Source organism: Roseibium sp. SCP15, from assembly GCF_040329435.1.
Lineage (GTDB): Bacteria > Pseudomonadota > Alphaproteobacteria > Rhizobiales > Stappiaceae > Roseibium.
The window spans coordinates 217,366-240,399 of the sequence record NZ_JBDZYI010000005.1 but is presented as its reverse complement, the minus strand read 5'-3'; the positions used below and the strand labels follow the sequence as shown (position 1 = coordinate 240,399).

Here is a 23,034-nt window from a genome sequence, read left to right as displayed (position 1 = left end):
AAAAGGCAATTTATTCCTCGAGCGGCAGCTCTTCCGGCACTTCGGGCTCGTTCAACTCGTCAAAGTCGCTGGTTCCGCGCCGGCTGAGTTTGGCAGTCGCGGTCTTGCGGAATTGCCATCCGACAGATGGTGCCTCGAGAAGAGCCCCGGCAACGACGATCTGCTCTGTCTTGCGATGACCGTAGACGTCGGAAAGGTAAATGCTCTCTTCCAGACTCAACTCAGATCCCGGCGCTTCGAATTCCCAGGCTTCACCGTCCCTGCACACCAGAAGAACCGCTGAGCCACCTCGGATCAGGGACGTTCTCAGGCCTGGATGCAGATGAAAACGAACTGCGTAGAGGTGTTCCGGGTTCACATTCCCCACCGCCTTGAGCGTGTCGATGCCGTCAAGCACCGTTCCATCACCCGAAAGGCGCAGATCGCGCTCATGAAGGACGTTGAACTCTTCTGCATAGCCGTCATGGGAGGCCGTGATCCGGCTTCCGGCCTTGTCGTCTTCGCGGTCCAGTGACACTTCCGAGGGACCCGACAGGATGGGGGCGCCAAGCAGATGCCCAAACGGCTTTTCTGAAAGAAACCGGCAGGACGACGTATCCTCGACCGTCACCGTAGAATGTGCCGCAGTCGACCGGCTCACCTTGCGCCAGAGCGGATTGGATTTTGAAGACACGCCGCAATTGACGACAAGCCTGTTCGCTCCAGAGGAAAATTCGAAGGAAAGACAACCGGCATGCGCATCCCCGGACACGGAAATTGCCGGAGCAGGGCCGGTATCGATCAGGACCACCGACGACGCTCCGGTAAGACGCTGGTATCCCGAATGCGGCGCGTTGACGGGTGGCGCCCCCCTGGCGTCGTCATAGGCAAGGATGGTGGCCACCAGATCGCTCGGTGTCGATCCCATGCCATTGAAATGTGCGAGCGCTCCATCGCCGTGCCGGAAAAACCGCAACAGCGGCATCATCCTGTCGACGGACTGCAACATGGCGGGCGGCATCTCCAGCCCTTGTGAAACAAAAGCCTGACGAACCGGCAGCAGGTCGGCGAGAATATCGATCAAAGCCCGCGGGTTGCGGGAAATATGCCCGCCATCGGGAAGGATCTGTCGGGTCAGCTCATGTTCAAGGCGCCGTATGCTCTGGCGCGCGAAGCGTCCCTGTCCAGCCATGGAAATGCAGGCGGAGGCTATGGCCAGCGCGGCATGCAATCGTTCCACACCATCTTCGGTCTCGTTTATGGTCCGGCGCAGATAGCGGACCTGGCGGGCCAGCGACTTGACAAAACTCCGGTAAAACTCCGCGTCCCCATCCTGAAGAATGAAAGGGGAATGCGCCAACCACGACAGAATACGCCTGGTAACGACGGCAGCTTCCCAGCCCACATCATGCCAACGGCCGCTATACTTGATCCAGTCTTCCACCAGGGCGCGGGCATTCTGCCGGGAAATCTGGCTGTCGGAGGCCCGCAGATCCCTGAGCCAGCCGAAGCTGTGCAGTTCCCGCTGCCAATCCTGATGCACTGCTTCCAGCTCGAAAGGCGAACGGCCCTGCGTTTCCACCAGGTGACCGGAGAAAAGAAACCGTCCGCCATAAATATCGGCAGCATTGGTCGCATCTGCGGTACGCAGATCCTGAGGAGCAATCAGAAGACGCGCAGGCACAGCCGAAAACGGCTGCATGCGGAAGATCGGTCCGCCATGCATCCATTTAAGGGTACGTTGCCAAACATGCAGGGCCAAAAGTCGCCAGACACGGCTTCTTTCACTCAGGCTTGCAATATTCACCAAACCATCCCCAGCATCGATGGTTCAAGCGCGTCTATGGGAACTCTCCGGTCACAGAACCAAATGTTAAGGTTAGCATTTCGTTTAAAGAAACATTGCAAGTGAACAGTTTATGCCACGTTAAGAGACCCGGAATCTGGCTGCGAAAAAGCCGTCCATGCCTTTCAAATCGGCATCAGCCCCCGCAACATGGCAGGGCAAACATCGTAAAAACCCGTCGTCCGTGACGCATTGGCCAAGGCCGCCAATCTCTTCGGCGTCAACGGCAACAAGCTCAACCTTTCCGGCCTGACGCTCCAGAAACGCCTTGACCTGAGTTTCGCCCTCTGCCGCCTCAAGAGAACAGGTGCAATAGACGATCAAGCCACCCGGCTTGACCCAGGACAGCACCCCATCAAGCAGATCTCGCTGAATTTCACTCAACTTTTCAATATCATACGGCTTCTTGATCCAGGGAACATCCGGATGCCTGCGGATTGTCCCCGTTGCACTGCACGGGGCATCAAGCAGGACCGCGTCGAACTGGGTCTCCGGTTTGAATTCCCTGAGATCGGAGGCGATTGTCGTCACCTTCAGACCCAGACGGGCCATGTTTTCCTGCAGGCGCTTCAATCGACCTTTTGAAATATCAACCGCTGTCACCTCTGCGCCTGCGGCAGCAAGCTGTGCCGTTTTCCCGCCGGGAGCCGCGCAAAGATCCGCAACTTGCAGGCCCTCGACATTTCCGAGCAACCGCGCAGGCAGGGCAGCGGCAGCATCCTGCACCCACCAGTCGCCTTCTTCGAACCCCTCAAGGGCTTCAACTGCTCCCTTTCGAGCAAGGCGCACGCTTCCCGCGCCGACAACGCGGCCTTGAAGTTTCTCGGCCCAGTCTTCGGGGCTGGTTTTCACGGTCAGGTCCAGGCCCGCTTCATGCTTGTGAGCCTGTGCAATCGCGCGGGCCGTTTCTTCGCCATAGGCGCTCTGCCAGCTTTCAAACAGCCAGTCCGGTGTGTTCAGCAGATCCGCATCCAGATCGCCCGTAATCTCCTCGCGTTCGCGGCCAAGGCGGCGCAGAACACCGTTTACCAGTCCCTTGTAGGGCCTCGCCCTGCGATCCAGTCCCGCATGGTCGACGGCAAGGGAAACCGCAGCCCTGTCGGGAATATCCAGATAGAGCATCTGGGCAATGGCAACATGAAGAATGTCGAGAACCCGGCCTGTCTTCTCTGGAATCTGGCGATCAAGCAAGCGTTCGAGAATTTCAGAGATTTCACCGCGATGACGAAGGGAAGCTCCGACAATCGCTCGCACCAGTGACCGATCGTTTGCCGCAAGATCCCGAAAACCGGAGTGTCCGGAGGCAACATCCAGTTCGCCGTCCAGCGGACGTTTCTTGTGCACTACATTGCCCAGAATGTCCGCGGCGACCTTGCGCGCGGAAAAACCCGGTTTGTCGGTCTGTTGCCGATCCTGCTTGTCTGCAGGTTTTGCTTTCTTGTTGGGGCGTCTGGTCAAAGGAGTGTCCTAATCTCGGGCTCATTTTAGGGAATAAAACCAAGCGCCGCAGACCGGACTTCCGGCTGCGGCGCAGTTCTGATCAGTCTAAGCTGTGCAACGCTTCGGGCAAAGCGGTTTTTACCGCTTCGGCAGGTGTCAGCCCCAAGGCCCTTTCGGCCGGCGGGGCTCACTGCTTTGCGCAGAACCACCGGCACCGCTCCATGGACCGGTTTGCGGCGTAGGTCCACTGCGATAGGAGGTGCGTCCACCGGTTCCAAGGCCCGCATCGGCGAGCTTGCGCAGCTCATTGATCCGGTTCTGGGTATTCGGGTGGGTCGAAAACAGATTGTCCATCCGCTCTCCGGACAACGGGTTCATGATGAACATGTGCGCTGTCGCCGGATTGGCTTCCGCATCGGGGTTGTGAATTCGCTCCACGCCGCCCGCGATCTTGCCAAGCGCTGAGGCGAGCCACATCGGTTCACCGCAAATCTGCGCCCCCATGCGGTCGGCGGCATATTCACGGGTCCTGGAGATGGCCATCTGCACGACCATTGCTGCCATTGGCGCGACGATCATCATCAGCAGAACACCGACAATGCCCAGCGGATTGTTTCGGTTGCCGCCGAAGAAGAATGCGAAATTGGCAAGCATGGAAATCGCACCGGCAATCGTCGCCGTGATGGTCATGATCAGGGTGTCATGATTTTTCACGTGCGCTAGCTCATGGGCCATCACGCCCGCAAGCTCTTCAGGCGTCAGCATGTTCAACAGGCCGGTCGTGGCGGCAACTGCCGCATTTTGCGGGTTTCTGCCTGTGGCGAACGCATTCGGCTGCGGATTGTTGATAATATAGACCTTGGGCATCGGCAGATCGGCATTTTGCGCCAATCTCTGCACCATACGGTAATATTCGGGTGCTGAACGCTCATCCACCTGCTGTGCATGGTGCATGCGCAAGACCATCTTGTCCGCGTTCCAATAGCTGAAAACGTTCATGGCCGCGGCAATGGCCAGGGCGATCAGCATTCCCGACTGACCGCCGATCATGAAGCCGATTCCCATAAAAAGAGCGGTCATCGCCGCCAAGAGCATCGCTGTGCGAATATAGTTCATTGCCGCTGTGTTCCGTTTCCTATTCTGATTGCAACCATAAAAAGTCGAGCGACAAATGCGCTCAATCCAGATTTGAACATGGGTATTGCTGCCAATCTTGGCAAGCTTATCTTATAAAGCATGACAACGACGTAATCTTGAAGAACACATCCATGCCGGACAAACCAGAAAATCTCACGGACACCTTCAGTCAGACCGAGGTGCCATCCCTGAAGACAAACATCGAGGACGCGCCCAAAAAGCGGTTCGAAGACTTGCCGCCTGCAGCCCAGCGCGCCTTGAAGGAAGCGGAGGACCGCCGCAGGGAAATCGATGCCAAACAGGACGCACTGCCGGAAGAGGTCAACGGCCGGGGCGGACTGGAGCCAACGCGCTATGACGACTGGGAAATCAAGGGTCTGACAGTCGACTTCTGAAATTTTTCTACCGACAGGGGCAAGATCTTGGAAGCGCTTCAGTCAGTTCTTGTTTCGTGGGACGGCAAACTCACCAAACCACTGGAAGATGCCTTTGCCGCTTACCGGTCCGACCCCGGTTTTCTGAATTCGCTCATAGGCTTGAGCGAAAACGAATCTTGCGAACGGGCCTCGACCTGGCTGCTGAAGCACCACTTCGACACCAAGGGAGAAAGGCTTTCCATCGACCAGTCCCGCAAGCACCTTGCCATCTTGCCGCATATCCGGCATTGGGAAGCAAAACTACATGTTCTTCAATACCTTGAGCAACTTGAACTACCAGTAGAAGCGGAAACAACGCTCAACGATTTCCTCACCGAGGCGCTTGCTTCCGAGAACAAACTGGTACGAGCCTGGGCATATTACGGGCTGGCAACACTCGCCTGCCGGTTTCCGTCGAGAAAAATGTCCGCGCTTGAACTCCTTACATCTGCTCAGGAGAGGGAGACGGCCGGCTCGATAAAGGTACGAATTCGCAAAGCCCTGAAAAAACTGGGCGGATAGACTAGCGTTCCGCCAGTTTGCGCACTTCATCGGCAATCGCGCTGGCCAGATCCGCCTGCGGCTCAGCCTCGAAATGAATGGCATCGATAGGGCTGGCCGAGATAACGGAGCCGGTATCAAAGAAGGCAACTCCATACTCTTCGGCCTTGCGCCGGTAAGCGTCGGCAAGCTTCGTGGATTCTTCCTGACTGCGTCCGGAAAACTGTTGCTCGAAGGGGGTTCCGCTGAGATCCCCGAGCGGTGGCGGTGACATCAACAACACCTTCGGCGCCCGACCCTCCATGTCATCAGTCGGCTTTGTGGCAAGAAAGAGCAAACGGCCAATGGCAACCGAAATCGTTTCCGCGTTCATGTTGAACCGGTCCTGCAGGTCGTTGGTCCCCAGCATGATGATCAGGATGTCGATCGGCATGTGGGTCTTTCGAACGGTGAAAAGGTGTTCCAGACCGTTCTTGTCACCCTTGACCGGGTCTTCAAAGACCGTTGTGCGGCCATTGACGCCCTCTTCGACCACATAAAAATCGGGTCCGAGGTCCTTCTGCAACAACCGCGTCCAGCGAATGTCATGGCCATAGCGGGACATATCCACCGGATTGAAGCCCCAGGTGAGAGAGTCGCCGAAACAAACAACAGAAATCGGATCTTTGCCGCCAGCCATGAAAAATCCTAACTAATCAAGTAGAGAGACCCGAAACGAAATCTAAGCAAGAACCGGACAACTGGCAATCCGCTGGAAATGTGTCCCCCTGCCCGCTTGGTTAATAAGAGATTTACCAAGCAGGCGGTAGGGTCGGGTCAAAGTTATGCGTAACGACCGCCGGATCATTGATGACTGCCAGCCCTAAAGCCTATCAGCGCGGCGCCGCTCTGCCGAGCTCAAATCCATTTCAACGCCTTGCCGAACTTCTTGACGGCGAGAAGGCGGGTCTCGACCCGATCATCATGACAATTGGCGAACCTCAGCACGCCATCCCGGACTTCACTGCGGAAGTTCTGGCGGAAAACATGGCAAGCTTCAGGCGCTATCCTCCCATTGCCGGATCGCCCGAGTTCCGGGAAACCATCGCCGCCTGGCTTGACGAGCGCTACGATCTGGATGGCATGGTCGACAAGGACCACGGTGTGCTGCCGCTGAACGGCTCCCGTGAGGGCCTTTCCTTCGGTGCCATTTCCGCAAGGGACCAGCTGGACAAGGGGATCGACCATCCGGCGGTGATCCTGCCGAACCCGTTCTACCAGACCTATGCAGCCGCTGCCCATGTGGCAGATGCCGAGGCGGTTCTGCTTGATGCAACGGCTGAAAACAACTTTCTGCCCGACCTGGACGGTCTTGACGCCGAACTGTTGGATGGAACGGTCGCGTTTTATATCGCTTCGCCAACGAATCCCGAAGGTTATGTCGCTGATATCCCCTATTGGCAGCGCTTGATCTCACTGGCAAGAAAACACCGGTTCTACATTTTCGCAGACGAATGCTATTCGGAAATCTATCGCGACACGCCGCCGCCAGGCATCCTGCAGGCCGCAAAAGCTATGGGCACCGATTTTTCCAACATTATCGTCCTCAATTCGCTTTCCAAACGGTCCAATCTTGCCGGACTGCGCTGCGGCTTTGCCGCGGGCGATCCCGAATTCCTGCGCAAATGGGTCCGGTTCCGTGGTCTCGCAGCCCCGCAGGTTCCCCTGCCAGCCCAGGCTGTTGCGGTCAGGGCCTACCAGGACGAGACTCACGTTGTAGAGAACCGGCGGCTCTATAACGAGAAATTCGAGGTTGCGGAGCGCCTTCTGGGTCCAATCATGGGTCCGGTCACGCCCGAAGCCGGGTTCTTCCTGTGGCTCGACGTCTCCAGATGGGGCGATGCGGTCAGCGTGACGAAGGACCTGTGGCGCGACATCGGCGTCAAGGTATTGCCGGGAAGCTTTCTGGCTTCCGATCAATCCGATGGAAGCAACCCCGGTCGAAACTACATCCGTGTCGGTCTGTGCGCACCGCTCGAACAGACGGAAATCGCGCTTGAACGCTTGGCAAACTGGTTGGGAGAAAAAGCATGAGACGGGCCAGCGCAGTTCGCGGCAACGGCCGCCGGTCCTCTGTGGATCTGCTGGATACCGAAAGCCCGGTGAAGCGATTCCTGAGACGAAATCTGGTCGGGGCCGCCGGACTGGGTATCATCGCCCTTGCGGCGATGCTTGCCGCAAGTCTGGCAACCTGGTCGGTCAGCGATCCAAGCCTCAACCATGCGACAAGCGGGCCTGTCCGCAATGCTCTGGGCACCCCCGGTGCCGTTGTCGCCGACGTGCTCATGCAGACCATCGGCCTTGCCACCGCCGTCTTTCTGATCCCACTGGTTCTGTGGGGCTGGCGGCTTCTGACCGGCAACGCACTGGGCATCGGGCGCAAACGTCTGGTTTTCTGGATTGTCGGGTCCGGATTGGCCGCTGGTGCGCTTGCGGCCCTTCCTGTGCCTGAAAGCTGGCCTTTGCCTACCGGGCTCGGCGGCTTTTTCGGTGACACCGTCCATCAGGCACCTGCCCTTATCACCTCCAATCTGACCAGCGGGGCTGCCACCATTGTCGGAGGTCTCGGTCTTGGCGTTCCAGCCATCCTGTTTCTTCTTGCTGCCGCCGGCTGGTTGGGCAAAGGAAACCAGGTTTCCGAACGTCTCGAACCGGCACGCACTCCAAAGGGACACGGCAAGTCAATCGAGGAAGAGTTCGGACTGGAAGAAGATGAAGGCGAATCCCGTCTTTCCATGCTCACCACGGCCCTTGTGGGACAGGTCGGACATTGGGGACTTCAATCCGCTGCCCAGCTTCGCCGTTTGACCGGTCTGAAACGTTCCAGGGCACCGGAAGAAGATGCCTGGGAAGATGAGGAGCACGAAGGCGACTACGAGCCTGAAGACAAGCCTCAGGGTGGCCGCCTGAAGGCCTTCCGCCGAGCGCTTGCCGGCCGGTTGATGCCGGAAGATGACGATGGTCTGGACGAGTTCTACGATCGCGACCACGGTCAGGATTCCGAAGAACCGGAAGACATGTGCGCCGAAGATCCCTACGGGGAGGAAGGTGAGTCCTTCGCGCCGGACGAACTCATGATCGACAAAGGCCCGGTTACCGGCCGCCCTGCGGCGGTCCCGGTCGGTATCGCACCACCGGAACCAGATCCAAGGGAGCAGGAACAGGCAGCAACGCCGGCTCCGCAACAGGGTCGGGTCATCCCCGCAGCTCCGCGCCCCAAACAAAGCAAGCGCGCCATCGCAGAAGCTCAGCCCTCCTTCCTTGGCGCACCGGAAGAATACGAGCTGCCGCCGCTTCGCCTGCTCGCCGAGCCGAAGGCCGGTGGAAAAGTTCCCGGCCTGTCGGCGGATGCCCTTGAGCAGAATGCGCGCATCCTGGAAGGCGTTCTTGAAGACTTCGGCGTGCGCGGAGAAATCATCGAAGTCCGGCCCGGACCAGTGGTGACACTCTATGAACTGGAGCCAGCACCGGGCATCAAGTCTTCGCGGGTCATCGGCCTCGCCGACGATATCGCCCGCTCCATGAGCGCGATCTCCGCCCGTGTTGCGGTCATTCCGGGCAAGAACGCGATCGGTATCGAATTGCCGAATGCGCGCCGCGAAACCGTTTATCTTCGTGAACTGCTGGCTGCGCAGGACTTTGAAAAGGCCAAGGCCAAACTGGCGCTGGCGCTCGGCAAGACCATCAATGGCGAAAGCGTGGTTGCTGACCTGGCCCGCATGCCGCACTTGCTGGTTGCAGGTACGACCGGTTCGGGTAAATCCGTATCGATCAATACGATGATCCTGTCGCTGCTCTACCGGCTGACGCCCGAGCAGTGCAAGATGATCATGATCGATCCGAAAATGCTGGAACTCTCCATCTATGACGGCATCCCACACCTGCTGACGCCGGTGGTGACCGATCCGAAAAAGGCGGTTGTCGCGCTGAAATGGACGGTCCGGGAGATGGAGGACCGTTACAAGAAGATGTCCAAGATGGGCGTCCGTAACATCGACGGTTACAACACCCGCATCAAGCAGGCCCTCGAAAAGGGCGAGAGCTTCACACGCACCGTCCAGACCGGCTTCGACCGGGACACCGGCCAGCCGATCTACGAGGAGGAGGAACTGCCGCTCGAGGCGATGCCGTACATCGTCGTGATCGTCGACGAGATGGCGGACCTCATGATGGTTGCCGGCAAGGACATCGAAGGTGCGATCCAGCGTCTGGCACAGATGGCGCGTGCCGCCGGCATTCACCTCATCATGGCGACCCAGCGCCCGTCGGTGGACGTCATCACCGGTACCATCAAGGCAAACTTCCCGACCCGTATTTCGTTCCAGGTCACATCCAAGATCGACAGCCGTACCATCCTGGGTGAAATGGGTGCTGAACAGTTGCTTGGCATGGGCGACATGCTGTTCATGGCCGGTGGCGGCCGCATCCAGCGTGTCCACGGTCCTTTTGTCTCGGATGACGAGGTCGAGGATATCGTCAAGCACCTGAAGGTTCAGGGCACGCCTCAGTACCTGGAAGCAGTCACCGAAGAAGAAGAGGAAGCCGAGAGCCCCTACGACGGAGGACTTGCCGGAGGCGGCGAGGGCAACGACCTTTACGACAAGGCCGTCGCCATCGTGCTGCGCGACAAGAAGGCATCGACCTCCTATGTCCAGCGCCGCTTGTCGATTGGCTACAACCGTGCCGCTTCATTGATCGAGCGCATGGAGCAGGAAGGCCTTATCAGTCCGGCAAATCACGCCGGAAAGCGAGAAATTCTCGTTCAAAACGGGGTCGAGGAAGAGTTTTAGTGTTAGGATACGGACTGAAGAAATCGCATTTTCTAAATGTTTTGAAGATCGATTTCCACGTCCGTAGCTTAGCGTGCCCAAGCTTTGCCACACACAGTACCTAGCTAAGGCAAAAGCTCCACGGCAATAACGAATTGGGACATTGCAACATGCTGAAACGTTTCGCTCACAAACTGGCAAGGCACGTTACGCGCCCGCTTCTTGCCGCAGCCATTGCCGTAGCCGCTCTTGCTCCTGCGCATGCGTTGACGGAAAATGAGCAAAAAGCCCTCAAGGACCTGAACAGCTATTTCAACTCCGTGAAGACCATGCACGGAGACTTCATTCAGTTCGGTCCCGATGGCAGCCAGTCTGATGGCAAGTTCTACATGGCCCGTCCCGGCAAGGTCCGTTTCTATTACAACAAGCCTTCGGTTCTGGACATTGTGGCGGATGGCAAGTCCGTTTCCGTGCGCGACCGCAAACTGAACACCCAGGACATCTGGCCGCTCGGCCAGACCCCGCTGCGTTTCCTTCTGTCCGACAATATTGATCTCCAAAAGGACACCAATGTCACCAACGTTCTGGTCGAAGCTGACCTGATCACCGTGACGATCTTCGACAAGACGAAATTCAATTCCGGCACGCTGACGCTGATCTTTGACGCCAAGGACTATGCGCTCAAGCAGTGGACCGTAACCGACCAGCAGGGCTACGACACGTCCGTGGCGGTCTATAACGTTGTCTCCAACGGCCCGACCAATCCGGATCTCTTCAAGATCGACTATCTGGCCAACGCGCGGCAAGGCAAGAATTGACCCAAAAGGGCTCGACTGACGCGAGGGATCCGGACAACCGGTCCCTCGTTTTTCAATTGCTTGAACGCTTCTGTGCGCAAAGGGACCTTCGCCTGTTCGCCGGCGACCCCTATGGCCACGCCGGTGTGGTCGAAGGCCCCGCGGGCAAACGCTGGTATTTCAAGGGCACCCGTTTCGACCTGAATGGACTTGGTGCATCGGAGATCGCCAACGACAAGGCTTATGCCGCGACGTTCCTTGCCGAGGGGGGCATCACTGTTCCCGACAGCCACTTTGTCTTCAGCGAGAAGATCCGTGACGGCAGACCGATTGACGGTGACCTTCTGGCCTTTGCCAGGGAAAAGAAATTTCCGCTTTTCGTGAAACCCAACATCGGTCAGGAAGGTCGGGACGTCACGCGCGTCGATACTCTCAGCGTCCTTGAGACCGTGCTGCAGAACCTCTCCAAAGACCACGAACACTTGCTGGTACAGCCGGAAATCCGGGGTCGGGAATTCCGCATTGTCATCCTTGATGGTGAAGTGCTTTGCGCCATCGAGAGAAAGCGCCCGGTTGTCATCGGCAACGGCGTCAGTCCCGTGTCGGAATTGCTGTCGGCCCATGCGAAACTGTCGGCATCCGATAGCCGTGTTTCACGGGAACTGGCCGCCCAGGGACTGGAGCTGGAAAGCGTGCCCGAAAACGGACAGGAAGTGACCGTCCTGCCGGTGACCAACCTGTCTCGCGGAGGGACTGCGAGGATTGTCACGGCTGACATTGCACCGGAAATCATCGCGATTGTCCGGCACGCGGCTGAAATCCTGTCGCTAAGATATGCCGGCGTGGACGTGATCGTTCCTGAAAGCTTGTCTTCTGGAAACAAAGCCGTTGTGCTGGAGGTCAATGCCGCGCCGGGTCTCAGCAATCTCGCCCGTCAGGGGACCGAGGAATCGGCACTTGTGGAGAGGATCTACGACAAGATTTTCACGGCGCTCTTCGACGAATAGATCGCCACCGAGCCAAGTGCCGCTAAGTCAGCTACCAAAGGGCAGGCAGTTCAACGGGACCAAGTCCCGCTTGCACAAGCCTCTCCGCTGCCGCTTCCACCCGCTCTTTCTTCATGGCAGGCCAACGAGCAGCCGTACCTCGAACACCGTGGGTGCGAAACGCGTTCAGCTTCAATCGCACCGAGCCATCCAGAGACTGCACAAATTCGATCAGTTTGTCGATTTCCTCGTCGCGGTCTGTGGCGTCCGGAACCAACAGGAAGCGCAACTCATACAGCTTTCCGGCCTCGTGCAAGAGCCGCGCGCTTGCAAGGCTTCGGGCGTTCGATCTTTCCGTTAGATGGACATGCAACTCAGGATCAAACGCCTTTATGTCGAGAAGAACACCATCGGTTACCTCCAGCACCGACTTCCACGCGATTGGTCCGAGATGCCCGTTGCTGTCGATGAACCGAGTAAGATGGCGCAGATCCGCATCTTCGCCCATCGCGGTGAAGAGGTTGCGGATGAAGGGCAGTTGCATTGTTGCTTCGCCACCTGAAATGGTGATTCCGGACAGAAATCCGGCATGCTCATGAAGCAGGTCCAGGATCTCCTGAACGGTGTAACTGCGAACCATCGGATTGGCGCTGATCGGGCAAACTTCCAGACAGGCATCACATTGGGTGCAGACGGAGAGCTCGAAAGCAATTCTTCCATCCACCAGCGACAGAGCTTTCGGCTCACAAACGGGCAGGCACTCGCCGCAACTGTCACATTGACCGATCGTATGTGGATTGTGGCAGGTGGCACAGTTGAAATTGCACCCCTGCATGAAAAGGACCATCCGATTGCCCGGTCCATCGACGCAGGACCAGGTCAGGATCTTACTGATTGGTGCCCGCAAGGAGTTCATTGGCAACGACCCGCGGTTTGCGTTTCAGGATCGACGTGCAGTCGGCAGCTTCCGCTCCAAGCGCCGTCGTATTTGTCCGCGAACCGACCTCCGCATTAAATTTTTCAATGTCCGACAGGCGGATCATGTAGCCGGTCACCCGAACGAGATCATTGCCGCCGACATTGGCGGTGAATTCCCGGAAACCCATGGCGAATGCGCCCTTGCACAAATCTACCACGGCATCGGGGTTTGCCTTGACGGTCTCGTCCAGCGTCAGGATTTCACTGATGCCAGACGCATAGTGTCTGTGATGCGGAGCCAGGGCCCGTATGTGTGAAACCGGGTCAGGTTCCGTCCCATAAGGAATCCTGACACCCGGCGTCAGTCCTGTATCGGTCGAAAGACCGGCCTGGGAATGCAGCATGGCCCGTCCCTGCCAGGCATTCTTCAGCTTCCGTTCCCCCACAAGCCGTTCCAGCTGCCTGGAAATCTGATGGCCGATGGCATTTGCGTCCGGATCATAACCATACCGTCCTGCCGCGCCCGCCTTTTCCTGCAGAACGTTCACAGCCTCTGCCATCGCAAAGATGCCGAACATCGCGGTAAAGCGTGTCTCGTCAATCCAGCCTTCAGTCACCAAAAAACTGTCAAAGAAACCGGACTGGTTGAATAGGTAATCGATCCGCGCCTCGGCAAGCCGGAAATTCAGGTCAACATAATGGGGCAACTTGTTTGTCAGAAAATCATCCATACTCTCCGATTGCTCAGCCACGGCGGCGAGGTTCACTCGCGTCAGGGTCGAGGCTCCACCACAAACCGGCAGGGCATTGTAGCAGCTGACGATGCCATAGCCGCGTTCGCCAAACACTTGCTGGTGCAAGGGATGGTTGGCAATGTGGGGTTTTGAGCATTTCGTTATGTTTTCAGCCACCAGTCGCAAAATGTCATCGCCGCTGATTTCCGGATCGTAGAAGAAGGTCAGATTGGGAGCAATCTGCTTGAGTTCGGCGTCAACACGCAGGATGGCCCGGGCAACGCGATTGTCTGTCGGGCCGATATTGGCGTGCATGAAAGCGTCAGGCAGCACCCGGTCCAGGTATCGCCAGAACAGCTTTATCTTTTGATACAGCGCCTCATCCGCAACCCCGTCGCAGAAGGGCAACAGCAACTTGTCCAGATGACCGATGAAGACCGGCATCGCCGTCACGGAGGGCACATGGTGATAGGCAATCATCAGCGTGTTGATTGCTTCATCCAGCGTCTGCGGCGCTGGCAGCTCCAGCCACTCGCTACCGTTTTTCAGGACCACCTCATAGTCCGGAAGAACATAACGCGGCTTGTAAGGGGCGTGGCCTTCATACATGTCGCAGATCACCCGCGCATCCAGGGCGGCGCGCGTTTCATCGTCAATCGGCGGATAGGTCAAAGAATTCTCCGCTTCGAGCGAAAGGGCACGCGCCTTTTGCGCGAAGCTCAGCGTGGGATCGTTGACAATGTGGCGGAGTGTCGGATTTTCAATTGGCATTTCATGCCCCCTAGACGGACCTGATAGCTGCACATGTTCGGCAAGACGGATGCTGACTAGAAGATACCCGCACTTCTTCGCTCAGAGAATGCATGACATTGGCACTAAGCTGGACAATACTCGCATTGATGAAGATGAATGGTGGAACAGAGATATACTTCCACAGCAGTGACCCGGCCGTATCGCCCTGGCCATATCAGGTCGCAGCAGGTGGAAGAACACATGACCCCGGGAATGGCGGGATCGTTGACCGGAAATATCATCAACACACATTGATCCTCACACTGTCTGGCGAGGGTTGGATCCGTGTTGGCAACAGAGAGTTCGCTGCCGAAGAGAGCTGTCTGACCTGGCTGGATACATCCCGCAGCTATGCGCATCGCGCCGCACCTGGAAATCATTGGTCCTATGTATGGGTCGCGCTGTCGGGCGAGACCCTCGACAGCTTCTTCATACAGCTCAATCTGTCGACCGAGCCGGTTGTCAAAGAGGTGGCGGACCTGTTGCCCGATTTCGAAGGGATCATCCAACAGCTGGCCAATCAAAACACGTCCATGGACGCCTACATGAACCCCCATGTTGCGGCGATACTCGCCGAACTGTTCACGAAGCGAGCTGGAACTCCGTCCCACCGCGAAGCCGACCCGGTCTCAATCGTCATGCGGCAGTTGCGCATGGATCTGTCCCGCAACTGGGACATCACTGCGATGGCTGCAATTGCAGGTCTCAGCCAGTCGCAATTGTTCCGAAGGTTCCAGGCGGCGACAGAAACCTCCCCGATCTCCTGGCTTCGCCGGGAGAGAATGGTGCTGGCCGAACATCTGCTGACGGTTAGTTCCGAGAATGTATCAGCCGTCGCCCAGCGATGTGGCTACGCCGACCCGTTTCACTTCAGCCGGGATTTCAAGCGCCATTGCGGACGTTCACCAAGGGCATTCCGGGAAAATGCACGCTTCTAGTCCAATCGCCCTCCCTCAGTTCGGATCACCGATGGATCCGCAATGCATTCTGATTTTTCCCTGCAGATACCGGTGCTGCCTGCCATGCTGAGACAGGCATCACCGCAAAGGAGTATTCCGTGACACTTTCGATAATTGGCGCTGGATTTGGCCGTACCGGAACGGAGTCGCTCAAGAAGGCGCTGGAAATCCTGGGGTATGGACCGTGCTACCAAATGTATGAAGTTGTACCCCACCCGGAGCGCGTCGCGATTTGGCGAAAAGCCGCGTTGGGAGAACTGCCTGATTGGAACGAAGTGTTTTCGGATTACCGTGCCACCGTCGACTGGCCCGCCGCATTTTTCTGGCGGGAACTGAGCGCACATTTTCCCGAGGCAAAAATCATCCTTTCGGTTCGCGATGCCGACAGTTGGTTTGAAAGTATGGAGGGCACAATCCTGAAGGCCCTCAGAAGCGGTGACAATCCGGACACGGTGGGGCAAAGGCTGGTGGCTCAACGCGTCTTCAAGGACCGTCTGCATGATCGCGACCATATTATCGCAACATACGAAAAGAACACTCTGGACGTTCAGGCAGCGTTTGGTCCGGACCGCCTCCTGACCTGCGAACTTGGATCGGGCTGGGAACCACTGTGTGATTTTCTCGGCTGTCCGGTTCCGGACGAACCCTATCCCCGCGGCAACAATGCCGACGATTTTCACCGAAAATTTGAGACGGTATCAAAGAGCTGAAACTGCAGCACTGAAGGATCTGAACAGACCTTCAGCCGGCTTCCAATTCGCGTTTGCTGCGAGGCCACAAGGTCAACGCCAAACCACAGAAAATCAGGCCCGCGCCTGTGATCTGAAACGCGGTCAGGCGCTCGCCCAGAATGACAGCCGACAGGCTGATGCCGAAAACCGGAACCAGAAGAAAAAACGGCGCAACATTCGACGCGTCGTACTTCACCAGCAATCGACCCCAGATCGTGAAGACGACAATGGTCGCAAGCAAGGCGGAATACGCGACCGCGAATGCAGTCATCCAGTCAACCGTGGTGAAGAGGCTGAGCGGGTCGCCGTTGCTTTCAAGCAGAAGCGACAGGATTGCCAGGGGAACCGGTGACATCAGGCTCATCCAGACCACGACCGCCAACATGTCGACCTGGCCGATCGATTTTAGAATGATATTGCCACCGGCACCGCACAGTGCGGCCAGCAGAATCAAACCAATACCACCAAGCCCGCCGGCATCTGAGCGATCAAGGATCAGGCATGCCAGCCCGGCAAGCGCCAGCAGAACGGCAATGGCTGCGCGGCCGTCCAGCCGTTCGGAAAAGACGGCCATTGCAATCAATATCGTGAAGAATGCCTGCGTGTGCACGAGAAGCGACGCCAGGCCCGCAGGAAGTCCCATCGCCATCGACGTGAACATCAGGCCATATTGCCCTGCTCCCAAGAGCAGACCGACAAACAGCAGTTTCGGCCACGGGACCGGGGGACGCCGTATCGCAAAGACAAACAATGCCGCGCAGGAAAACCGCAGAAACGTAAAGAAGACCGGCGGTGTCGTTTCCAGCGCAAGTGCCGAGATTGGAAACGTTGCACCCCATATGAATGCCGCAAGTATCGCTGCCAAGACATCTCGCCTGTCCATCGAAACTCCTGCTATGAAGATTGGGGCAGCTGCCACAATCATCCGGTATCCCGCTCAAGCCGGTTCAGAGCCTTCTTGCAACTGTTCCCCAAATACGGATTTGAGCACAAGTTCGATATTGTGCTTCCTTGTATCTTGTCCGAGAAGACCCTGCGCCGCGAGCGGAAGCTGCTCTGTTTCCCGCTTTCTGCTGAAGGACATTACTCCTTTCCCCGGGCAGGACGCACCTGGAACGCTGCAACCGGGGGCGCGGCGATCGATTCGGCCCTGGCTTGCCGAAGACGCGACACGGATCATTCCTTTTGCGCGCACCTGATCGTCAAATGGGACCACCATTTTGCTGACTGGCGGCCACCCATCGAAAAACGCTAGTAATGGCTGACCCGGAATCTCAAGTTGCAACAGGATCAGGCAGATGAAAGACATTGTTATTGCCAGCGCTGCGCGAACCGCTATCGGCGACTTTGGCGGCGCTCTTAAGGACAGCGCGCCAATTGACCTTGCCACCACAGTCGCACAGGCAGCCATCGAGCGCGCCGGAATAGCGGCGCAGGAAGTCGACCAGGCCTTTTTCGGGAATGTGATCCACACCGAACCACGAGACATGTACATCGCCCGGGTTGCTTCGCGTCAGGCCGGTGTTCCGGATCACGCTCCGGCCCTGACAATGAACCGGCTGTGCGGAAGCGGTCTTCAGGCAGTTGTTTCCGCTGTGCAAGCCATCACCCTGGGGGACGGCGAGGTCGCCCTGGCAGGTGGCGCAGAAAGCATGAGCCGGGCCGCCTACATCCTTCCCAGTGCGCGCTGGGGCCAGCGAATGGGCGACGGCAAGTTGATCGATATGATGACCGGCGCCTTGCATGATCCTTTCGGTATCGGCCACATGGGCATCACTGCGGAAAACGTCGCTGACAAATACGGTGTCACGCGGGAAAGGCAGGACGCTTTCGCTCTTGAAAGCCATCGCCGTGCCAGTGAGGCGATCCAGGAAGGCAGGTTCAAGGACCAGATAGTTCCGATAACCGTTGGGCGCCGTGGCAAGGAAACGGAATTCGAAACGGACGAGCATGTTCGCCATGACGCCCAGATCGAGGACATGGCAAGACTGCGTCCCGTTTTCAAGAAAGACGGCATGGTAACTGCCGGCAATGCTTCCGGCCTCAACGATGGCGCTGCCGCACTCATCCTCATGACGTCGGACAAGGCCGAAGCGCTCGGGGTCAAACCACTTGCGCGCATCAGATCCTACGGTGTTGCAGGCGTCGATCCGGCGGTCATGGGCATCGGGCCCGTTCCTGCGATGCAGATCGCCATGAAACGCGCTGAAATCACAGCGAACGATCTTGGCGTGGTTGAATCCAACGAAGCCTTTGCCGCACAAGCCTGCGCAGTCAACGACCTGCTCGGCCTGCCATCGGAAAAAGTAAACCCGAATGGCGGAGCGGTCGCCCTTGGACATCCGATCGGTGCAACGGGCGCTATCATCCTGACAAAGCTGGTCTATGAACTGCGCCGGCGACAGGAGAGCCTCGGGGCAGCAACCATGTGCATCGGCGGAGGCCAGGGAATTGCCGTCATTGTCGAGGCCTTCAACTAGAGCCTTCGATTACGGCTGACCATTTGAAACAAAGAGAGCGGCGGATATCCCGCCGCTCTCTTTAACTGCAAGCCGACCGGCTCAGTAATCGCCAAGTTTGATATCGCGGGAATATTCGCCGTCGACTTCCTTGGTGACCGCCTGGCCGCAGATTGTGGCACCACGTGTGGCGTCATAAGTCAGGGAGGGAGAACCGGAGAGTTCCCAGCCCTTGTTCAGGGCCTGCGTGACCCGATGGCAGAATTCGCTGTCGTCTACGCCGGTGATGAACCGATAAAGCTTCATTTATATGTCCGTCCTGTCATGCGCGGGCCGCGATGGCGTCGGCGATGGCGATCACCCGCTTGCCCATTTCCGCATGTAACCGCTCCACCATCTTGCCGTCCACCTGGATTGCTCCCTTGTCGGCATTTTCCGGCAGATCGAAGATCTCGTTGATCTTGCGAGCCCAGGCGACTTCCTCTTCTGTCGGGCTGAATGCCGCGTGACAGGAAGCAATCTGCTTTGGATGGATCAGCGTCTTGCCGTCCATGCCCATTTCAGCACCCTGCGCGCATTCAGCGGCAAAACCTTCTTCATCCTGAAAGGCGTTATAGACGCCGTCGAGAATGTCGATGCCTCCGGCCCTTGCAGCCGCGACGCATGTCATCAACCAGGGCATCATCGCGGCCCGGCCCGGCATCAGCCGCGCTCTCGTTTCCTTGGCAAGATCGTTCGTCCCCATAACGAAACACGAGAGCCGAACTTCCGGATCCTTGCCGCAGGCGCCGATGGCGGCGGCATTCAGCATGGCTTCGGGGGTTTCCATCATCGCCCAGATTTTCAGGTCGTGTGAAGCACCATGCAAAGACAACATATGCGCAACGCGCTGAAGATCAGCAGGTGCATTGACCTTGGGAACAAGAATGGCGTCCGGGCCGGCCTTGACTGCCATTTTCAGGTCGTCATCTCCCCACGGAGTATCTAAACCGTTGATCCGGATGACAACTTCCCGCTCGCCATAACCGCCGGCCGACACGGCATCATTGATCTGCGTCCGCGCCAATTTCTTGGCATCGGGGGCAACCGCGTCTTCCAGATCCAGAAGCAGACAATCCACATCCAGTGTCTTTGCTTTTTCCAACGCCCGGGCGTTGGAACCCGGCATATAAAGGGCGGAGCGGCGAGGTCTTAGCGGTACGGTCATCAGCGGATCCTACGGAAATTCGAACGGGTTTCGGGTTAACCTAGCGGATCGAACGGCCAAGCGAAATTCACCGAAGGGGGAAGATCACGAAGAAGCCTTTTGCACCCGCTGGCCGAAAACCATGTCTTTTGCCGCAATCACTGCCCCCAGGGTAATGGCGAGACAGGCAATGCCGACCGAAAGGGTCAAGGCTCCGAAACCGAATGCGATAAGCAACAGGGTCGAGAGCAATGGTGCCGAATAGGCGGCAGCTCCCAAAACCTGAATGTCGCCGCGTTTGACACCGATATCCCAGGTGAAGAAAGCCAAGCCGACCGGAAACAGCGCCAGAGCCAGGACCGATGCCCATTCCAGGGGCGCTGCGGGCCAGACCGTTTCCTCCAGCGCCACATGACACAAGGCCGACAGCAGCGCCGTCATGAGGCAGAACCCCGCAACGGCTTCCGTTGGAACCGATCCAAGGCGGCGCGAAAGAACCGAATAGCTGGACCAGAACAGCGATGACGCGATGGCAGCGCCATATCCCAATGCCGAACCGCCGGAAAACTGAATTCCGTCACCACCAGTGATCAACAGGGCAGCTCCCGCAAGACCGAGGATGGTTCCGAGAATGTGATGCACTCGCAGTTTTTCGCCGGGCAAAAACGCGGAAAACAGCACGATCAGCAATGGCCAGGTGTAGTTGATCAGATTGGCTTCAACCGGCGGGGCATTGCGAATGGCCGTGAAATAGAAAAAATGAAAGCCGAACAGACCCAGCGTTCCGAAAGCCCACACGCCTATGGGTTGGCGCAGCAACGCAAGTTTCCCGGAAACCGCCAGCCAGAGCAGTGCAAGCGCACCGGATATTCCGAAGCAAAGCGCGTTCAATAGAAAGGGCGGAACCTGCCCGGAGCCTGCACCAAACACGCCGAGTGTTGCCCACATGAGCACCGCACTCAGTCCGATGACCGTTGCCTTTACTCTTCCCGGGCCTTCCATCTCACCTCACTGCCTGAAAGCGTCCAAGCGGACGACACATGCTCATTGCACGAAACGAAAAACATCGGAAGGCTTTCGCAGAATTTGATTCAGGTCCTTGATCCCAACTCCGGTTTCAGGACATGTTGGGCACCACTTCTTTGTCCTGCCATTGTCGGGGAATACATGACGACTACGGAAATCAAGGTCCTCGGACCAGAAGATGCCCACAAGCTTGCACCGCTTATTGCCGAAAACGCACAAGCGCTGAAACGCGGAGCGCCCCGCCGCCCCGACGAATTTTACGCAGAACGCATTCTCGGTGACAAAACCGCTGAGGTACTAGGCGCATTCACGGACGACAAACTGATCGGCTTTGCGGTCTATTTCGACCTGCCTGAACTGATCACCGGCCTTCGCATCGGCCAGATGGATGACATTTACGTTCATCCCGATCACCGCAATCAGGGCGTCGGCCGCAAGATCATCGAAACCCTCGTTGCAGAGGGAAAAAGCCGTGGCTGGCTGCATCTGCGCTGGATCGTTCCGGGCAAGAACACGCCTGCCGTTGCCCTTTATGAGAAAATCGCCGAACCGGACCACCGCAAGAGCTATCTCATTCCGATCGACCGCGTTGCCGGCGATTGATCCTTTCAAACGCCCAATGATACCAAGGGTCTAGGTCCCGGCCGCAAACAGCGGCGGGATCTGTCCCAGTGGCAAAAAGCCGACGCGCACCACACCGCGCTCGATCGCCACAGGCAGGCTGATTGTAGGTATGTCATCGACCTGCGCTTCGGCAGGCTTCAGGCTTTTTATGACACCTTCGACAAGCCCGAAGGCGTTGTTTTGTGGCGGAAACAGCGGCTTTAGAGCTTGAAGAAGCTGCTCTGCATTGCCCAGTGACAGGCTCAATGTGCCGGAGAGTGTGCCATCACCATTAACCAGCAAATCACCATCGGCACCGATGCGGCTTTCTCCAATGACCGTCTCGAACAGTACCAACTTGACCGGAAGTTCTCCGTTGTTGATCCGAACCAGCGTGACCAGGTCTGCACCTGCCAGCATCGCAGTGCCACCGCTGATTTGAAGATGACCGCGCATATCGATCATCTCTTGCAGGTTTGACACCGATTGCAGGTTCAGCTCATCGATCGTGACAAACATGTCCAGCGCGTCTGTCTGTTCCGGCGCTTTTCTCAGGTGAAATTCCACCTTTTCTGACGAAATCTGACCGTTCGCCACAACGTTTTCGAACGCGATTTCCGGTTTCCGGATCACCGCATCGAGATCTCCAAGCGCGTCCTGACTGAATTTCACACTCGCTCGGGCGGTTTCCCAAGCCATTTCGCCAGCAAAACCGGCAAGCGGCGCTTCCATCAGGATTGGCGCCTTGGCTTCCAGGATCACATGCCAGGGATTATAGATCAGGGCGACGGCCCTCAAGGCCTGCAAGGAGCTGCTCGTGCCGGCCCTGTCGAGTGACTGCATCTCCTGACAAGAGACCTCGTAGCGGAAGGGATAACCGGCAATCGTCAGATCCGCACAGGTCAGCTCAAGCCCGTTTTGTGCAAGATTGTCCATCTGCAGGTCGAGCTGATCGGCCAGAACCGAGCGACCGTAGAACCACGCGGCGGACCAGCCTGCAATCACCAGGACGATCACGCTCAGCAGCAGAATGTAGCGGCGCTTGGAGGATTTGGTCGGTTTGTTCACGGTTGTGGACACTGCTCTCATTACTCACTGTTGAAGTCGCGGCGTGTGCGGCGGCATTGAATCGACAGGCGGAGATTGTTATTTCCGCACCTGCAAAAGAGAAGACAGGTCGATATGAGCGATTTTTGGGTATTTGGCTACGGTTCTTTGATGTGGAACCCGGGATTTGATCACTTGCGGTCGGAACAGGCCCTGTTGCGCGGGGCCCATCGGGCGCTTTGCGTCTACTCCTGGGTACATCGCGGCACACAGGAAAGACCCGGCCTCGTCTTCGGTCTGGACAATGGCGGTGCCTGCCGGGGAATTGCCTATCAGGTTTCAGAAGATATCTGGCCGCAGACGCTCGAATATCTGCGTGCGCGCGAGCAAACCACGATGGTCTACAAGGAACACTGGCACAATATCGAACTCGGCAACGGCGAAAAGGTCGAAGCGCTGGTTTACATGGTCGACCACGGCCATCCGCAATATGCCGGCGCCCTGCCGCTGGAAGAGCAGCTGGGTATCGTCAATGGCGCTGTTGGAAAATCCGGCGCCAATCCGGAATATGTCATCAACACTGCGGCACATCTGGAAGAAATGGGCATTCCCGACACCGGGCTTGCCTGGCTGGCACAGCGATTGCGCGAACACGACGAGACCTGAAGT

Annotated in this window: 22 protein-coding genes; 11 read left to right on the top strand and 11 right to left on the bottom strand. The window is 57.5% G+C overall.

Annotated elements, in window-relative coordinates:
* Nucleotides 1-10: 10 nt before the first annotated feature.
* From ABLO27_RS24080 to htpX, 3 genes are all read right to left on the bottom strand, one after another.
* Complete coding sequence (locus ABLO27_RS24080; RefSeq protein WP_353036487.1) at nucleotides 11-1,786, bottom strand: heparinase II/III family protein; 1,776 nt, start codon at nucleotides 1,784-1,786, stop codon at nucleotides 11-13.
* 120 nt (nucleotides 1,787-1,906) lie between these two features.
* Nucleotides 1,907-3,283 (bottom strand): RsmB/NOP family class I SAM-dependent RNA methyltransferase, encoded by a 1,377-nt coding sequence (locus ABLO27_RS24075; RefSeq protein ID WP_353036485.1) that lies wholly within the window; start codon nucleotides 3,281-3,283, stop codon nucleotides 1,907-1,909.
* A 138-nt stretch (nucleotides 3,284-3,421) separates the two neighbouring features.
* A complete protein-coding gene (gene htpX, locus ABLO27_RS24070) occupies nucleotides 3,422-4,381 on the bottom strand; it encodes a zinc metalloprotease HtpX (RefSeq protein WP_353036483.1) in 960 nt (319 codons plus the stop codon).
* Between the two features lie 152 nt (nucleotides 4,382-4,533).
* On the opposite strand from htpX, the gene ABLO27_RS24065 reads away from it, so the two are divergent.
* Both ABLO27_RS24065 and ABLO27_RS24060 read left to right on the top strand, forming a co-directional pair.
* Nucleotides 4,534-4,797 carry a DUF1674 domain-containing protein gene (locus tag ABLO27_RS24065; protein ID WP_353036481.1) on the top strand — a complete coding sequence of 88 codons (264 nt, stop codon included), beginning with the start codon at nucleotides 4,534-4,536 and terminating at the stop codon, nucleotides 4,795-4,797.
* A 27-nt stretch (nucleotides 4,798-4,824) separates the two neighbouring features.
* Nucleotides 4,825-5,340 (top strand): hypothetical protein, encoded by a 516-nt coding sequence (locus ABLO27_RS24060; RefSeq protein WP_353036479.1) that lies wholly within the window; start codon nucleotides 4,825-4,827, stop codon nucleotides 5,338-5,340.
* A gap of 1 nt (nucleotide 5,341) precedes the next feature.
* Here ABLO27_RS24060 and ABLO27_RS24055 read toward each other — a convergent pair whose 3' ends face one another.
* Nucleotides 5,342-5,998 (bottom strand): SGNH/GDSL hydrolase family protein, encoded by a 657-nt coding sequence (locus ABLO27_RS24055; RefSeq protein WP_353036477.1) that lies wholly within the window; start codon nucleotides 5,996-5,998, stop codon nucleotides 5,342-5,344.
* Nucleotides 5,999-6,168: 170 nt separating this feature from the next.
* Between ABLO27_RS24055 and ABLO27_RS24050 the strand changes: the two genes are divergently transcribed.
* The 4 genes from ABLO27_RS24050 (at nucleotide 6,169) to ABLO27_RS24035 (ending at nucleotide 11,931) form a co-directional block, all read left to right on the top strand.
* On the top strand, nucleotides 6,169-7,392 hold the full coding sequence (locus ABLO27_RS24050; RefSeq protein WP_353036475.1) for an aminotransferase class I/II-fold pyridoxal phosphate-dependent enzyme: 1,224 nt from the start codon (nucleotides 6,169-6,171) through the stop codon (nucleotides 7,390-7,392).
* Entirely contained in the window at nucleotides 7,389-10,148 is a 2,760-nt protein-coding gene (locus tag ABLO27_RS24045) for an FtsK/SpoIIIE family DNA translocase (RefSeq protein ID WP_353036473.1), read from the top strand. The genes ABLO27_RS24050 and ABLO27_RS24045 overlap by 4 nt, the downstream gene beginning before the upstream one ends.
* Before the next feature lie 149 nt (nucleotides 10,149-10,297).
* Complete coding sequence (locus tag ABLO27_RS24040) at nucleotides 10,298-10,945, top strand: outer membrane lipoprotein carrier protein LolA (RefSeq protein WP_353036471.1); 648 nt, start codon at nucleotides 10,298-10,300, stop codon at nucleotides 10,943-10,945.
* A complete protein-coding gene (locus ABLO27_RS24035) occupies nucleotides 10,942-11,931 on the top strand; it encodes an ATP-dependent carboxylate-amine ligase (protein ID WP_353036469.1) in 990 nt (329 codons plus the stop codon). The genes ABLO27_RS24040 and ABLO27_RS24035 overlap by 4 nt, the downstream gene beginning before the upstream one ends.
* A gap of 31 nt (nucleotides 11,932-11,962) precedes the next feature.
* Here ABLO27_RS24035 and ABLO27_RS24030 read toward each other — a convergent pair whose 3' ends face one another.
* Together ABLO27_RS24030 and ABLO27_RS24025 are read right to left on the bottom strand one after the other, a co-directional pair.
* The gene (locus tag ABLO27_RS24030) at nucleotides 11,963-12,826 is read right to left on the bottom strand and encodes a YjjW family glycine radical enzyme activase (protein WP_353036467.1); all 864 of its coding nucleotides are present in this window, start codon (nucleotides 12,824-12,826) and stop codon (nucleotides 11,963-11,965) included.
* On the bottom strand, nucleotides 12,798-14,333 hold the full coding sequence (locus ABLO27_RS24025) for a YjjI family glycine radical enzyme (protein WP_353036465.1): 1,536 nt from the start codon (nucleotides 14,331-14,333) through the stop codon (nucleotides 12,798-12,800). Before ABLO27_RS24025 ends, ABLO27_RS24030 begins: the two co-directional genes overlap by 29 nt.
* A 92-nt stretch (nucleotides 14,334-14,425) precedes the next feature.
* Between ABLO27_RS24025 and ABLO27_RS24020 the strand changes: the two genes are divergently transcribed.
* Together ABLO27_RS24020 and ABLO27_RS24015 are read left to right on the top strand one after the other, a co-directional pair.
* Entirely contained in the window at nucleotides 14,426-15,292 is an 867-nt protein-coding gene (locus tag ABLO27_RS24020) for an AraC family transcriptional regulator (RefSeq protein ID WP_353036463.1), read from the top strand.
* Nucleotides 15,293-15,411: 119 nt separating this feature from the next.
* The gene (locus ABLO27_RS24015) at nucleotides 15,412-16,023 is read left to right on the top strand and encodes a sulfotransferase family protein (protein ID WP_353036462.1); all 612 of its coding nucleotides are present in this window, start codon (nucleotides 15,412-15,414) and stop codon (nucleotides 16,021-16,023) included.
* 31 nt (nucleotides 16,024-16,054) lie between these two features.
* On the opposite strand, the gene ABLO27_RS24010 is transcribed toward ABLO27_RS24015, so the two are convergent.
* Nucleotides 16,055-16,927, bottom strand: a complete 873-nt coding sequence (locus ABLO27_RS24010) for an EamA family transporter (RefSeq protein WP_353036460.1) — start codon at nucleotides 16,925-16,927, stop codon at nucleotides 16,055-16,057.
* Nucleotides 16,928-17,342: 415 nt separating this feature from the next.
* Here ABLO27_RS24010 and bktB point away from each other — a divergent pair, with 415 nt between their 5' ends.
* Complete coding sequence (gene bktB / locus ABLO27_RS24005; protein ID WP_353036458.1) at nucleotides 17,343-18,524, top strand: beta-ketothiolase BktB; 1,182 nt, start codon at nucleotides 17,343-17,345, stop codon at nucleotides 18,522-18,524.
* 81 nt (nucleotides 18,525-18,605) lie between these two features.
* Here the strand turns inward: bktB and ABLO27_RS24000 are convergent, their stop codons facing one another.
* The 3 genes from ABLO27_RS24000 to ABLO27_RS23990 form a co-directional block, all read right to left on the bottom strand.
* Entirely contained in the window at nucleotides 18,606-18,809 is a 204-nt protein-coding gene (locus ABLO27_RS24000; protein ID WP_352950344.1) for a DUF1737 domain-containing protein, read from the bottom strand.
* Between the two features lie 16 nt (nucleotides 18,810-18,825).
* Nucleotides 18,826-19,710 carry an HpcH/HpaI aldolase/citrate lyase family protein gene (locus ABLO27_RS23995; protein WP_353036456.1) on the bottom strand — a complete coding sequence of 295 codons (885 nt, stop codon included), beginning with the start codon at nucleotides 19,708-19,710 and terminating at the stop codon, nucleotides 18,826-18,828.
* A gap of 84 nt (nucleotides 19,711-19,794) precedes the next feature.
* Nucleotides 19,795-20,691: a DMT family transporter gene (locus ABLO27_RS23990; protein WP_353036454.1), complete on the bottom strand. Its 897-nt coding sequence runs from the start codon at nucleotides 20,689-20,691 to the stop codon at nucleotides 19,795-19,797.
* Between the two features lie 165 nt (nucleotides 20,692-20,856).
* Here ABLO27_RS23990 and ABLO27_RS23985 point away from each other — a divergent pair, with 165 nt between their 5' ends.
* Nucleotides 20,857-21,318: a GNAT family N-acetyltransferase gene (locus tag ABLO27_RS23985; RefSeq protein ID WP_353036452.1), complete on the top strand. Its 462-nt coding sequence runs from the start codon at nucleotides 20,857-20,859 to the stop codon at nucleotides 21,316-21,318.
* Nucleotides 21,319-21,348: 30 nt separating this feature from the next.
* Here the strand turns inward: ABLO27_RS23985 and ABLO27_RS23980 are convergent, their stop codons facing one another.
* On the bottom strand, nucleotides 21,349-22,398 hold the full coding sequence (locus tag ABLO27_RS23980; RefSeq protein WP_353036450.1) for a DUF2125 domain-containing protein: 1,050 nt from the start codon (nucleotides 22,396-22,398) through the stop codon (nucleotides 21,349-21,351).
* Nucleotides 22,399-22,500: 102 nt separating this feature from the next.
* Here ABLO27_RS23980 and ABLO27_RS23975 point away from each other — a divergent pair, with 102 nt between their 5' ends.
* A complete protein-coding gene (locus ABLO27_RS23975; RefSeq protein WP_353036448.1) occupies nucleotides 22,501-23,031 on the top strand; it encodes a gamma-glutamylcyclotransferase in 531 nt (176 codons plus the stop codon).
* Nucleotides 23,032-23,034: the final 3 nt, after the last annotated feature.

Coding starts and splice junctions, on each gene's coding strand:
- htpX (WP_353036483.1), bottom strand. CDS start 4,381: ATGAACTATATTCGCACAGCGATGCTCTTGGCGGCGATGACCGCTCTT.
- ABLO27_RS24065 (WP_353036481.1), top strand. CDS start 4,534: ATGCCGGACAAACCAGAAAATCTCACGGACACCTTCAGTCAGACCGAG.
- ABLO27_RS24055 (WP_353036477.1), bottom strand. CDS start 5,998: ATGGCTGGCGGCAAAGATCCGATTTCTGTTGTTTGTTTCGGCGACTCT.
- ABLO27_RS24050 (WP_353036475.1), top strand. CDS start 6,169: ATGACTGCCAGCCCTAAAGCCTATCAGCGCGGCGCCGCTCTGCCGAGC.
- ABLO27_RS24045 (WP_353036473.1), top strand. CDS start 7,389: ATGAGACGGGCCAGCGCAGTTCGCGGCAACGGCCGCCGGTCCTCTGTG.
- ABLO27_RS24040 (WP_353036471.1), top strand. CDS start 10,298: ATGCTGAAACGTTTCGCTCACAAACTGGCAAGGCACGTTACGCGCCCG.
- ABLO27_RS24030 (WP_353036467.1), bottom strand. CDS start 12,826: ATGAACTCCTTGCGGGCACCAATCAGTAAGATCCTGACCTGGTCCTGC.
- ABLO27_RS24025 (WP_353036465.1), bottom strand. CDS start 14,333: ATGCCAATTGAAAATCCGACACTCCGCCACATTGTCAACGATCCCACG.
- ABLO27_RS24020 (WP_353036463.1), top strand. CDS start 14,426: ATGACATTGGCACTAAGCTGGACAATACTCGCATTGATGAAGATGAAT.
- ABLO27_RS24010 (WP_353036460.1), bottom strand. CDS start 16,927: ATGGACAGGCGAGATGTCTTGGCAGCGATACTTGCGGCATTCATATGG.
- bktB (WP_353036458.1), top strand. CDS start 17,343: ATGAAAGACATTGTTATTGCCAGCGCTGCGCGAACCGCTATCGGCGAC.
- ABLO27_RS24000 (WP_352950344.1), bottom strand. CDS start 18,809: ATGAAGCTTTATCGGTTCATCACCGGCGTAGACGACAGCGAATTCTGC.
- ABLO27_RS23995 (WP_353036456.1), bottom strand. CDS start 19,710: ATGACCGTACCGCTAAGACCTCGCCGCTCCGCCCTTTATATGCCGGGT.
- ABLO27_RS23990 (WP_353036454.1), bottom strand. CDS start 20,691: ATGGAAGGCCCGGGAAGAGTAAAGGCAACGGTCATCGGACTGAGTGCG.
- ABLO27_RS23985 (WP_353036452.1), top strand. CDS start 20,857: ATGACGACTACGGAAATCAAGGTCCTCGGACCAGAAGATGCCCACAAG.
- ABLO27_RS23975 (WP_353036448.1), top strand. CDS start 22,501: ATGAGCGATTTTTGGGTATTTGGCTACGGTTCTTTGATGTGGAACCCG.